This is a genomic window from Prauserella flavalba, assembly GCF_003202235.1.
GTDB classification, from domain to species: domain Bacteria; phylum Actinomycetota; class Actinomycetes; order Mycobacteriales; family Pseudonocardiaceae; genus Prauserella_A; species Prauserella_A flavalba.
Genome location: NZ_MASU01000002.1, coordinates 72,117 through 83,858, shown reverse-complemented (window position 1 = coordinate 83,858; position 11,742 = coordinate 72,117). Strand labels below are relative to the sequence as shown.

General features: G+C 70.8%; 14 protein-coding genes. 3 read left to right on the top strand and 11 right to left on the bottom strand.

What is annotated here, in order from left to right:
• Positions 1-34: 34 nt before the first annotated feature.
• Positions 35-583 carry a ferritin gene (locus BA062_RS02655; RefSeq protein WP_110334426.1) on the top strand — a complete coding sequence of 183 codons (549 nt, stop codon included), beginning with the start codon at positions 35-37 and terminating at the stop codon, positions 581-583.
• 80 nt (positions 584-663) lie between these two features.
• Here the strand turns inward: BA062_RS02655 and BA062_RS02650 are convergent, their stop codons facing one another.
• The 4 genes from BA062_RS02650 to BA062_RS02635 form a co-directional block, all read right to left on the bottom strand.
• Positions 664-1,506, bottom strand: a complete 843-nt coding sequence (locus tag BA062_RS02650; protein WP_110334425.1) for a hypothetical protein — start codon at positions 1,504-1,506, stop codon at positions 664-666.
• Positions 1,503-2,012: a SigE family RNA polymerase sigma factor gene (locus tag BA062_RS02645; protein ID WP_110334424.1), complete on the bottom strand. Its 510-nt coding sequence runs from the start codon at positions 2,010-2,012 to the stop codon at positions 1,503-1,505. The genes BA062_RS02650 and BA062_RS02645 overlap by 4 nt, the downstream gene beginning before the upstream one ends.
• A gap of 154 nt (positions 2,013-2,166) precedes the next feature.
• Entirely contained in the window at positions 2,167-2,526 is a 360-nt protein-coding gene (locus BA062_RS02640; RefSeq protein WP_110334423.1) for a DUF952 domain-containing protein, read from the bottom strand.
• Positions 2,526-3,401, bottom strand: coding sequence for a DUF5926 family protein (locus tag BA062_RS02635; RefSeq protein ID WP_110334422.1), 876 nt, complete (start codon positions 3,399-3,401; stop codon positions 2,526-2,528). Before BA062_RS02635 ends, BA062_RS02640 begins: the two co-directional genes overlap by 1 nt.
• Before the next feature lie 51 nt (positions 3,402-3,452).
• Between BA062_RS02635 and BA062_RS02630 the strand changes: the two genes are divergently transcribed.
• Positions 3,453-3,803 (top strand): MmcQ/YjbR family DNA-binding protein, encoded by a 351-nt coding sequence (locus BA062_RS02630; protein ID WP_110334421.1) that lies wholly within the window; start codon positions 3,453-3,455, stop codon positions 3,801-3,803.
• Between the two features lie 13 nt (positions 3,804-3,816).
• A complete protein-coding gene (locus tag BA062_RS02625) occupies positions 3,817-4,986 on the top strand; it encodes a cytochrome P450 (RefSeq protein WP_110334420.1) in 1,170 nt (389 codons plus the stop codon).
• Positions 4,987-5,073: 87 nt separating this feature from the next.
• Here BA062_RS02625 and BA062_RS02620 read toward each other — a convergent pair whose 3' ends face one another.
• From BA062_RS02620 to BA062_RS02590, 7 genes are all read right to left on the bottom strand, one after another.
• On the bottom strand, positions 5,074-5,985 hold the full coding sequence (locus tag BA062_RS02620) for a DUF4328 domain-containing protein (RefSeq protein WP_210406741.1): 912 nt from the start codon (positions 5,983-5,985) through the stop codon (positions 5,074-5,076).
• Positions 5,986-5,988: 3 nt separating this feature from the next.
• Entirely contained in the window at positions 5,989-6,339 is a 351-nt protein-coding gene (locus tag BA062_RS02615) for a rhodanese-like domain-containing protein (RefSeq protein WP_391358005.1), read from the bottom strand.
• A 47-nt stretch (positions 6,340-6,386) separates the two neighbouring features.
• Positions 6,387-8,147, bottom strand: coding sequence for a sodium/solute symporter (locus BA062_RS02610; RefSeq protein ID WP_110334418.1), 1,761 nt, complete (start codon positions 8,145-8,147; stop codon positions 6,387-6,389).
• A gap of 39 nt (positions 8,148-8,186) precedes the next feature.
• Positions 8,187-8,663: a hypothetical protein gene (locus tag BA062_RS02605; protein WP_110334417.1), complete on the bottom strand. Its 477-nt coding sequence runs from the start codon at positions 8,661-8,663 to the stop codon at positions 8,187-8,189.
• A gap of 6 nt (positions 8,664-8,669) precedes the next feature.
• Entirely contained in the window at positions 8,670-9,503 is an 834-nt protein-coding gene (locus BA062_RS02600; protein ID WP_110334416.1) for a LytR/AlgR family response regulator transcription factor, read from the bottom strand.
• Between the two features lie 61 nt (positions 9,504-9,564).
• Complete coding sequence (locus BA062_RS02595; protein ID WP_110334415.1) at positions 9,565-10,404, bottom strand: S49 family peptidase; 840 nt, start codon at positions 10,402-10,404, stop codon at positions 9,565-9,567.
• Positions 10,405-10,413: 9 nt separating this feature from the next.
• Complete coding sequence (locus BA062_RS02590) at positions 10,414-11,706, bottom strand: GAF domain-containing sensor histidine kinase (RefSeq protein ID WP_110334978.1); 1,293 nt, start codon at positions 11,704-11,706, stop codon at positions 10,414-10,416.
• Between the last annotated feature and the right edge of the window lie 36 nt (positions 11,707-11,742).

Genomic DNA, 11,742 nt, shown 5'->3' with positions numbered 1-11,742 from the left:
ATAAATGGGCCTTGCATCACCTATTCTCGAATACATGCCCACCATCAAGAAGCATCCGCGCTCGAAGTTCTACGAATTGCTGCAGCAGCAGGTTCGCAACGAGTTCAACGCGTCCCAGCAGTACGTCGCGCTCGCCGTGTGGTTCGACAACGACGACCTCCCCCAGCTGGCCAAGTACTTCTACGCCCAGGCCATCGAGGAGCGCAACCACGCGATGGCGCTCGTCCAGTACATGATGGACACCGACCACCACGTGGAGATCACCGGCACGGGCGAGGTCCGCAACGACTTCGCCGACGCCCGTGAGCTCGTCGAGCTGGCGCTGGAGCAGGAGAAGGAGGTCGCCGCCGACATCAAGGCGCTGGCCAAGGCCGCTCGCGACGAGGACGACTACACCAGCGAGCAGTTCATCCAGTGGTTCCTCAAGGAGCAGGTCGAGGAGATCTCCAAGCTGACGACGCTCCTCAACGTCTACGACCGGGCGAAGGGTGACCTGTTCGAGGTCGAGAAGTTCCTGCACCGCGAGGGCACCGGAGACGGCGACGACGCCGGCATGCCCCCGGTGGCCGGCGGGAAGCTCTGACCCACCCACGCGCGCGGACACGAGAAAACCCGGGCTCTCCCCCTGTGGAGCAGCCCGGGTTTTCTCGTTGCGTCACCGAATCAGCAGTCGCTGTTCAGCGCGACCAATTGCAGCTCGGTGACCGTCTCGGTGGATACCACGAACGAATAACGCGCACCCGCGCCGGCCGACGTTGAGTAACCACTAGGCTCTGTAGTGAGATCCGAATAAGCGGACCTCAACTGATCGAGTGAAGATCCAGCGCCTATTCCCTCGGGTGTCGCCGCGTCGGCGGCGCGGAAGCGCACGATTCCGTTCGCGCTGGAGATCGTGACGTCCTCGATCGCGTTGGCGCCGTCGGTGACCGCGTAGGTCGCACAGGCGTTGTCCGCGGGCGCGGTGGTGGTCTCCACCGGGCCGAGCAGCCCGGTCGCGGCGGCCTCCTGGTAGCTCATGCCGAGGGCGAGCTGGCGATAACCGTCAGTGCCCAGCACGGGGCGGTCGGCGAGCACGCTCGCGCTCGTGGACTCCGTACTCGTGGACGGACGCACCGGCTGGGACTGCGGCGGCTGCTGCTCGACGCTCGGCGGCGTCTGCGGGCTGCCCGGCGTCGGCTCGGAACGCTCCGCGGAAGGCGAGCTCGCCGACGGCGCGCTGGTGACCGGGGACGTGGTGGTGGTCTGCGGCATGGCCGCGACCGGCGGGTGCCGGTGGTCTTCGCCGCCGCGCAGGGTGGTCAGCGCCAGCCCGCCGCCGACGAGGGCCAGCACGGCCAGCGTGCCGCCGCCTGCAGCCATGACCGTGCGCCGCCGGCGCCGCCGCCGCGCTCCGGCCACGATCGCGTCGCCCGCGCCCGCGGCCGGTCGCACGTCGAGCCGGTCGTCGTCGAACAGCCTGCGCAGCTCATCGCCGAGCGCGTCGTCGTCGGGCTCCCAGTGGGTCACACCGCTTCCCTCCCTTCGGTCTCCTCGTCACCGCGCAGCTTGCCGCGCAGCGAGGCGATGGCCTTGCTGGCCTGGCTCTTCACCGTGCCGGGGCTGACGCCCAGCGACGCGGCGATCTCGGCTTCGGACAATCCCTCGTAGTAACGCAGCACGATGACCGCGCGTTGCCTCGGCGGCAGGTCCCGCAGTGCCTGCCACAGCGGCTCGTGCTCGAACGGGTCGGCAGGGGTGAACGCGCTGGGCTCGGGGATGTCGGCGACGAGGCTCTCCCTGCGCAGCCGCCGCCAGCGGCTGATGTGGGCGTTGGCCATCGACCGGCGCACGTACGCGAGCGGGTCGCCGGTCTTGTGCAGGACGTGCGACCAGCGGGAACCGATCTTCTCCAGCACCGTCTGCACGAGGTCGGCGGCGTCGTGCGGATTGCCCGTCAGCGCGTGGCCGTAGCGGAGCAACCCGGGCAGGTTCGCCTCGACGAACTCAGCGAAGTCCGTGAGGTCGCCGGGCACGGCCGATCCCCTCTCCTGGCGCGCGGTGGCCGCCCGGCCATCCCCCCTCAGGATGGCAGGCGCGACTGCGGTCACCGTAACGCCTCCCTCGACACCGCCCGTACCTGGCTGACCTGTCCACGTCGCAGTGAGCCACGAGGTTGCCCCGGCCGGCTCAGGCGTTGATCACGGCCAGCTCGGCGGGCAGCCGGAACGAACCGTCCGGCTCCGGTGGAAACCGGTGCACGGACACCACGGCGTCCTTGGGGATCGGCCCGTAGACGTGCGGGAACCAGGGCGCGCCCGGCGAGGGCGGCACGGCGGGCTCCCAGCGCAGCGGCACGTCGAGGCGGGCGGGGTCGATGCAGAGCAACAGCAGGTCGGTGCGGCCGGGGTAAAGGGCCGTCGCCGGGAACTGCACCGTCCCCGGGTCGGAGCAGTGCACGAACCCGACGTCGTCGAGCGAGGCCGCGTGGTACGTCCCGCCGTCCGGCACGGCCGCCCAGTCCGCCTCGGGACAGATGTGCAGGATCATCAGCGAAGCGTGAGCTGGCGTCCGATCAGGCCGTCACGGGAGCGCCGTTCGGCGGCGTTGAGCGGCTCGTCGTCCAGCGACTCCAGTGCCTGCTGCAGGCGGGTGCCGAGTTCCTTCGCCGGCTCGATCCACTCCCGCGCGTGTGCCTCGGGGTCGAGGTCCCACACCGGCACGAGCAGCCCGTGGGCGCGGAATGAACCGGCGTAGCGGGACTCGTCACCGAGCGAGAGCTGACCGGCCGCCGACAGCCGCGCAAGCGCTTGCAGCAGGCGGTTCTCGTCGGCGGGCCACACCCAGCGCAGGTGTGCCTTCTCCCCGGCGAGCACCCAGTAGGCGCCCGTGCTGAGCCGCTCGGTCGGCATGATCGCGGCGTTGGCGCGTTCCAGCGACATCGCCACGTCGCCGGTGGCGTCGCTGTCCTCGGGCAGCCACCACGAGAAGTCCTCGTGCAGGGTCACCTCGAGCTCGGCGTCGGCCACCAGGAGGTCCTGCAGCCGCTCACCTTCGGCGGGCTCGCTCGTGGTGTCGGGCACCGACAGGACGTCACCCGGCTTGGCGTCGAGCGCCCAGCGCAGCGACCGGCCGAGGTCCCGGCTGATGTCGGAGGAGCGGGTCTGCACCTGCATCCCGATGAACACCTCGCCGTCGGAACGCACGAACGCCGCCGCGGCCATCGGCAGGACGGTGCCGAGCGTGACCTTCCGCTCGGCGTCGCCGGCCAGCTGGAGCTTCGCCGTGGCCGACGGCACGAACTCGCGCATCGCGATCAGTTCGGGTTCCGCCGCGAGCCCTTCGAACGGCCGCGCGACGAACACGTCCCTGACCTTGGGCCTGCGGTCCTTCTTGGGGCCCTTCTTCCGCGCACCCTTGCCCACGTTCTCGCCTCCCGCGTCGCGTCTCGCGAAAAACGCTACACAATGTGACCCGTGACGGATGATCCGGTGCAGCGGCTTCGGGAGCTGTGCCTGGCCCTGCCCGAGGTGTACGAACGCGCCAACCACGGCGAGCCGTCGTGGGTGGTCGGCAGGAAGACAGTGGTCACCTTCTCCGAACGGCATCCGGCGGGCCGGGTCGGCTTCTGGTGTCCCGCGCCGCCGGGAGTACGGGAGGCGATGGTCGCCACCGATCCCGAACGGTTCTTCCGCCCGCCGTATGGGGGCCGGAGCTGGGTAGGCGTGTACCTGGACGTACCGGTGGACTGGGCCGAGATGCGCGAGCTGGTCCACGAGGCGTACCGGTTGGTCGCCCCACGACGCCTCGCGGACGGCCTCGGGTAGCTACGCTCGCCGAATGTTCGTCGCCGACGATCCCGCGTTCATCGCCGATCCCTACCCGGTCTTCGCCGAGCTGCGCTCGAAGGGCGAGGTGCACTGGCACGAGGGCCTCGGCCAGTTCATCGCCGTCTCCCACGCCGCGGCAGGCGCGGTGCTGCGGCACCGTTCGCTCGGCCGGATCTGGACCGACGCGACGCCGGTGGAGCAGTTCGCGTCGTTCAACCTGCTGCATCGGAACTCGCTGCTGGAGAACGAGCCGCCCGCGCACACGAGGCTGCGCAAGCGCGTGTCGTCGGCGTTCGTGCGCGGGCACGTCCAGCGCCTGCGCCCCACGGTCGAGGCGCTCGCGGCCCGCCTGGTGGGCACGCTGGCCGACGAGATCGCCGCGCACGGCGAGGCCGATCTGCTCGACCGCGTCGCCCAGCCGCTGCCGGTCGCCGTGATCGCCGAGCTGCTCGGCGTGCCCGAGGACATGGGGCCTCGGCTGGTCGGCTGGAGCAACCAGATCGTGAAGATGTACGAGTACGGCCTGCCTGAGGACCGGCGACGGGAGGCGGAGGGGGCCGCGGAGGCGTTCGCGGGATATCTGCGGGAGCTCGCGGGCGAACGCGCCCGGCGGCCCGGCGACGACCTGCTCAGCCACCTCGTCGCGGCCGAGCTCACCGGCGACGAGGTGGTGGCCACGGGTGTCCTGCTGCTCATGGCCGGGCACGAGGCGACCGTGAACGTGATCGGCAACGGCACCACCGCGCTGCTGACCCACCGGGAGCAGTGGGAGCGGCTCGTCACCGACCCGGGGCTGGTCGAGTCTGCCACCGAGGAGCTGATCCGGTTCGACTCGCCGCTGCAGCTCTTCGAGCGCACGGCCACCGCCGACGTCGAGATCGCCGGTCAGCGCGTGGCGAAGGGGCAGAAGATCGCGGCGCTGCTGGGCGCCGCCGCGCGGGACCCCGAGGTGTTCACCGCCCCCGACACGTTCGACATCGGCCGTTTCCCGAACCCGCACCTCGGTTTCGGTGCGGGCATCCACTACTGCCTCGGAGCCCCGCTCGCGAGGATCGAGATCGCCGCCGCGCTCGCGGCGCTGCGGGAGCGGCTGCCGGGGCTGTGCCTCGCCCGCGAGCCGGAACGGCGGCCCGAGTTCGTCATCCGGGGCCTGCGCACGCTTCCGGTGACCACCGGCTGAGGTCGGGAGCGCACGACTCGCGGTCCGGAGCGCACGACTCGGCGTCCGGAGCGCACGACTCGCGGTCCGGAACGCACGACTCGCGGGTCAGCGGCTCGCCGTGGCCGGGCGGTCGCGGCGCGACAGCTCGGGCGCGCCGGTCACCCTCACGACGCGCAACGGGCGCAGGATCCGGCCCTCGATCGGCGCCAGCAGGCGCGTGAAGCGGTTCACGACGAGGGCCGTCAGCACCGCGAGACCGGCCGCCGAGAGGTCCGTGAGCGCCGAGAGCACCACGCCGTCGGCATCGGCCTGCACACCGTCCTTCAGCCGCCAGCTCACGGTGAGCACCAGCAGTACGGCGTTGAGCAGCCACGTCCCCCACCAGGCGAGCACCAGCCGCGAGGGCCGGGGCCGCCGCTCGCGCGAGCGGCGCAGGGTCGCATGCTCCAGTTCGGCGAGGATCGGGCCCGCGAGCACGAGGTTGGGACCCGGCACGAGCGTGCCCACCAGCACCTGCCAGCCCGGGCGCGGCGGCTCCTCACCAACCTCGTCGGCGGCCGCGGAGCGGGCCACGAACAGCCACCACACGGTGGCCGCGATGGCGAACAGGGCCAGCACGAAGGTCAGCAGCGAGAACGACAGCACGAGCGCGTCGGACGCGCCGACCACGCCGGGGCTCAGCGCGGAGTCGCGGCTCTGCACCAGCAGCACGTACCGCCAGATCTCCGCACCGCCCGCGACGGCGGCGAGCCCGGCGAGCGTCCACAGCAGCGTCACCGTGTTGCGGGCGATCATGCGCAGCCGCTGCAACGGCACCGGGACGCCGGACGCCGTGCCCGGCACGGCCGTCGGCCTTCGCCACGCGAGGTTCGGGAAGCCCCAGCGCGGGGGCGTCGGGTAGAACGGCGGCCCGGTGTAGGGCTCGGGAGCCTGCGCACGGCGGCGCGGGGCAACGCCGGCGGGCACGCTCGCGACCCACCGCACGCGCATCCTGCCCCGCGGCTGCCAGTGCTGCATGGCTCAGAGCACCTCGGGCGGCACACCCTCACGGTCGCCGACCAGCGGGCGGCCCTCGGTGTGCCACGACTTCATGCCGCCCGCGACGTTGATCGCGTCGGCGATGCCCGCGGCGTTGAGCCACATGGCCGCCCTCGCCGAACGGCCGCCGCTGCGGCACACCACGTAGAGCGGCTTGTCGTCGGGGAGCTCCGCCAGCTCGGCCGCCCTCGCGGGCAGTTCGCCGAGCGGGATGTGCACGGCCTCGGGGGCGTGCCCCGCGGCCCACTCGTCGGGCTCGCGGACGTCGAGCAGCACGAGGTCCTGCGACGGCAGGTCGGACACGGAAGCCGTCGGTACTTCGCCGGGGTTCACCACGTCCCCATCGTCGCATGTGAGGCCGTTGCCCTCAGGTGAAGACCCTATTTCCGGTGGCGGCCCTTGCCGGTGCGCACGCGTTCCTCGGCCTTGCCGAAGCGCGCGACGGCCCGGTCGCGCATGAAGCCGAGCGGGTCGGGCGCGTGCAGGCGCAGCATCACCGCGTTGACGTCGTCGGGAACGCGCCGCGCGGTGCCGAGGCTCACGACGATCGTGAAGAGGAACGCCGCCGGCACGGTGATCAGGGCGGGCTGCTCGATGAACCACGGAGCCCAGCCGCCGGTTCGCGCGCTGATGGCGCCCAGCACCACCGCGGTGAGCACGAGCCCGCCGCCGACGGACATGCCTGCCATCGCGCCGAGCCACGTCAGCTTCCGCCACCAGATCCCGAGCACCAGCAGCGGGCAGAAGGTCGACGCGGCGAGCGCGAACGACATGCCGACGGTCAGTGAGAGGTCGTCGATCGGCAGCAGCACGGCCAGCCCCGCCGGTATGGCGGCCACGACGATCGTCGCCACGCGGAAGTCCCTGACCTTGCCCCCGAGCAGGTCCGTCGCGATCACCCCGGACACGCTCACGAGCAGCCCGGACGCCGTCGCCAGGAACGCCGCGAACGCGCCCGCGGCCGTGATGGCCACGAGGATCTGACCGAACACCCCCGGCACCATCGCCGAAGGCACCTGCAACACGGCGGCGTCGGTGTTGCCGGTGACCAGCAGCTCTGGCACGTACATGCGCGACAGCGCGCCGATCATCACCGGGAACAGGTAGAACAGCCCGAGCAGCAGCAGCACCTGCACGGTCGTGCGCCGCGCCGCCTTGCCGTCGGGGTTGGTGTAGAAGCGCACGAGCACGTGCGGCAGGCCCATCGTGCCGAGGAACAGGGCGAACATCAGCGAGTACGTGGAGAGCAGGTCGGTCGAGTCCTTGGTCGGGCGCAGCCAGCTCTCGTTGGTCAGGGCGCCGTCGGCGACCACCGGCACCCTGGCGTCCTCGGCGAAGAACAGCTCGGTGCCGGTGCCGACGGGGTAGTCGGTGCCGGGCAGCCACACGGTCTCCTCGTCGTCGACGCGCACGAGCGTCGGCCGGTCGACGTGCAGCACCACGTCGGTCTCGATCGACACCGTGGTGTCGTCGGTGAACCGCGGCGGGGGCTGCTGCCCCAGCGAGCCCGCCGAGCCGGAGCCGCCGCTGCCGAAGAACACCACGCACAGCACGAACGTAGGCACGGCGAGCGCGAAGAGCTTCAGCCAGTACTGGAACGCCTGCACGAGCGTGATCGCCCGCATCCCGCCGCCCATGACGTTGATCGCGACGACCACGGTCACGAGCACGGAACCCACCCACGCGGGCGCGGGCATGATCGTCTTCAGCGCGAGCCCTGCGCCCTGGAGCTGCGGGAGCATGTAGAGGATGCCGATGAACACGACGAACCAGGTCGAGAACGTGCGCAGCGATGCGGAGCCGAGCCTGGCCTCCAGGAAGTCGGGCAGCGTGTAGGCGCCCGAGCGGCGCAGCGGCGCGGCGACGAACAGCATGAGCGCGAGGTATCCGGCGGTGAAGCCGATGGGGAACCACAGCGCGTCGGCGCCCTCCTTGAGCACCAGTCCGGCGACGCCGAGGAACGACGCGGCCGAGATGTACTCGCCGGAGATGGCGGCGGCGTTGCGCCGCGACCGCACGGTGCGGCGGGCGACCAGGAAGTCGTGGGTGCTACGGGCGAACCGGGACGTGCGGCGACCGAGGTAGTAGGTCACCACGATGACCAGCCCGACGCTGGTCAGCGCCCACGGGTTCACCTGCACGGGCAGATCCTCGCAAAAGTCCGGTACCGCGCCGCCGGCTCAGTTCTCGATCATGTCGACGAAGTCACGTTCGTGCCGCTCGGCCAGCCGGTTGTACCACAGGCCGACCCCGAACAGGAGCGGAAAGGGCGCCACGCCGAGCAGCAGCCACGGCAGCGGGATGCCGACGAAGCGCAGGTCGGTGAACGAGGGCCAGAAGAAGAACACCGCGGGCAGTGCCCCGAGCACAGCCAGCACCAGCAGCGCGAGGGCGACCCCCGACCGGAGCTGGACCTTGATCAGGTCCTTGATCAGCAGCTCACCCCAGCTGGTCTGCTGTTCCAGCTCGACGCGGGCCCGCAGCGAGCCCGCGCTGCGGCTGGGCTCGGCGAGCACGACGCGCTGCCGTCGGACCCTCGGCGGCGGCTCGGGCTCGGGCAGGACCGGTTCGGGCGCGGGCTCCGGCTGGACGCTCTTGCCGAGCGTCGGATCCGGCTCGCGGATGCCTCCGACATTGCGGTAGAAGTCGTCGGTCATGGCCGGCTACCCGGCGCGGGACGAGCCGACCAGCCTGTCCTTGAGCTCACGGGTGTGCCGCCTGCTGACCGGAAGGACCTTCTCCTCGTTGCCGATCACGACCTGGTAGCCGCCCTGTCCCATGCGCAGCTCGGTGATCAGCGGCAAGGCCACCAGGAACGACCGGTGGATGCGCACGAAGCCCGCCTTCTCCCAGCGTTCCTCCAGCTGGGCGAGCGGAATGCGGACGAGGTGGCTGCCTTCGGTGGTGAACAGCCTCGCGTAGTCGCCCTGCGCCTCGACCCAGCGCACCGACGAGCGCGGGATCAGCTTGGTGGTGCCCGCGAGCTCGACGGGGATCACCTCGTCGTCGGTCTGCGCGGCCTCGCCCGTCGGTCCGGCATCACCGCGCGCGGGCGTGCTCTGCAGCTTCTCCACGACCCTGGTGACGGCCTTGTCGATCCGCTCCTGGCGGGCGGGCTTGAGCACGTAGTCGACGGCGCCGAGGTCGAACGCGTCCACGGCCTCGGTGGCGTGGCCGGTGACGAACACGAGTACCGGCGCGGGGTTGAGCGACGCGAAGACCCGCGACATCTCCATGCCCGAAAGGCCGGGCATGTTGATGTCGGCGAACACGGCGTCGACGGGGGGCATGCCCCGTTCCTTGCGCACGCGGATCTCGTCGTCCTCTGAGCCGAGCAGGCGCAGGGCCTCGGACGCGTCGACTGCGGGGATCACGCGGCCGACGTGCGCGTTCGACTCGAGACAGTGCCGCAGCTGGTCAAGCCCGTGCAGCTCGTCGTCCACCGCGAGGACGAGGAGCTTGCGGGTGTCGTCGTGAGTACTCACAGTGACAAGCATCCTGCCTAAGCGAGCGTCCAATGTCTACACCGTCTGCACCGCGAGCGGGGAAAGCCGCCGCCTACAGACCGAATCGTGACCACGCGACCCGGCTCTCCACCGCGTCGAGCAGCGCCGCGGCCGGGGCACCGATGCCCAGCCGGGCGAGCAGCGGCTTCTTCGGCTCGGCGAACACGATCTCGGCGTCGGGATAGCGCTCGGCGAGCACGTCGCGCAGGCTGCCGAGGGCGTCGACCAGGCCGAGCCGCTGCGCCTTGGCTCCGAGCCACACGTCACCGGTGAACAGCTCCTCCTCGCTGGTCAGCCGGTCGCCCCTGCGCTCGCGGACCCAGTCGACGAACATCTCGTGCAGCTGGTTGTGGAGCTTGCCGAGCCACTCGACGTCCTCGGGCTTCTCCGGGCTGAACGGGTCGAGCCGGGACTTGTTCTTGCCCGCCGTGTAGAGCCTGCGCTCGACGCCGAACCGGTCGAGCAGGCCCGTGAACCCGAAGCCGCCGCTGATCACGCCGATCGAGCCGACCAGCGAGGTCCGGTGGGCGAAGATCTCGTCGGCCGCGCACGCCAGCCAGTACCCGCCGGACGCGGCGAGGTCCTCGGCGAACGCGAGCACCGGCACGTTCTTCTTGTCGGCCAGCTGCCGGATGCGCTCCGCGATCAGTCCCGACTGCGTCGGCGCGCCGCCGGGCGAGTTGATCTGCAGGGCGACGGCCTTCAGCCGATCGTGGTCGAAGGCCCTGGTCAGCGCCGTCTCGACCGTGGCCAGGTTGATCACTCCCCTGGCCAGCGGCGTCGGCTGGGGGTTGATCACGCCGTGCAGCTTCACGACGGCGACCACGTCCTTGCGGTCGGTCTTGTCCCCGATCATCGGGATGCGCGAGGTCAGCCGCTGTGTCGTACCCATGCCCCCACACTAGCCAGCTTTGGGGGTGCTGCTCGGCAGCGCGGACCGGGCGGAGGACCCGTTGCGCCGCGCAGGCTGCTCCGGGACGTCGGCGGCGAACTTCAGCATGTCCGGCCGCACGCCCCTGACGAACTTGGGCACGCGCATGGTCACCTTCATGCCCGCGCCGGGCGCGGTTTCGACCATCAGCGAGTACTTGTTGCCGAACACCTGGTTCATGCGGCGGTTGATGCCGGTCAGCCCGATGTGGGCGCTGCTGCGAGAGTCGCGCATCCCGTCGAGCAGCTCGGGGTCCATGCCGACGCCGTCGTCCTCGACGCTGATCTCGGCCTCGGTGCCGTAGTCCTGCGCGGTGACCGTGACCGTGCCGCCGCCGGGTTTGGTGGCGATGCCGTGCTTGACCGCGTTTTCCACGAGCGGCTGGATGAGCAGGAACGGCACGACCACCGACTGCACCTCGGGCGCGATCTTGAGCCGGACGTTGAGCCTGCCGCCGTAGCGGGCGCTCTCGATCGTCAGGTAGCGGTCGATGTTGCGCAGCTCGTCGGACAGCGTCGTGAACGTGCCCTCGGTGCGGAAGCAGTAGCGCGTGAAGTCGGCGAAGTCCTGCAGCAGTTCCCTCGCCTCCTCCGGGTCGGTCCGGATGAGCGAGGAGATCGTGTTCAGCGCGTTGTAGACGAAGTGCGGGGAGATCTGCGCGCGCAGGGCCTTGATCTCGGCCTGGTGCAGCTGATGCTTGGTCTCCTCGAGCCTGGCCGCCTCGAGCTGGGTGCCGACGAACCTGGCTACGGCGTCGGCCATGTGCACGATGCGCTTGCCGCGCGTGCGGCCGACGACGATCAGTACCGCGTCGGTCTCGCCCTCGACGATCAGCGGCACGATCACCGCGGTGCGCATGCGGCATGTGCCCCGGTGGTTGCAGGGCATCTTGTCGTGCGAGACGACCTCGCGGCGGTGCTTGCGGATCGCGGTGCCGATGGTGTCGACCAGGTCGACGTAGTGGTCGTTGGCCTCGCCGTCCCAGGAAAGCAGCGTGCCCTCGCCGTCGGTGATGCCCACCGCGATGCACTTGAGCAGCTGGAGCAGGCGGGTGGTGACCTTGTCGGCGACCGCCTGGTCGAGGCCCTCACGCAGCTCCAGCGGCGCCTTCGACATCAGGTAGACCGCTTCGAGCACGGCGTCGTCGATCGCACCGCTCGGCTTGCGGCTCCTGATCAGGACGGCCACCAGGAAGACGACCGCGACCACCGCGACACCCCATGGGATGACTTGAGTGGTCAGCAGGTCGGACACGGCGTCAATGCTCTGCGCTCCACGGCCCCCGTGCAAGGGTTAGCC

Coding starts and splice junctions, on each gene's coding strand:
- BA062_RS02620 (WP_210406741.1), bottom strand. CDS start 5,985: ATGCAGCACTGGCAGCCGCGGGGCAGGATGCGCGTGCGGTGGGTCGCG.
- BA062_RS02605 (WP_110334417.1), bottom strand. CDS start 8,663: ATGACCGACGACTTCTACCGCAATGTCGGAGGCATCCGCGAGCCGGAT.
- BA062_RS02655 (WP_110334426.1), top strand. CDS start 35: ATGCCCACCATCAAGAAGCATCCGCGCTCGAAGTTCTACGAATTGCTG.
- BA062_RS02595 (WP_110334415.1), bottom strand. CDS start 10,404: ATGGGTACGACACAGCGGCTGACCTCGCGCATCCCGATGATCGGGGAC.
- BA062_RS02640 (WP_110334423.1), bottom strand. CDS start 2,526: ATGATCCTGCACATCTGTCCCGAGGCGGACTGGGCGGCCGTGCCGGAC.
- BA062_RS02600 (WP_110334416.1), bottom strand. CDS start 9,503: ATGCTTGTCACTGTGAGTACTCACGACGACACCCGCAAGCTCCTCGTC.
- BA062_RS02625 (WP_110334420.1), top strand. CDS start 3,817: ATGTTCGTCGCCGACGATCCCGCGTTCATCGCCGATCCCTACCCGGTC.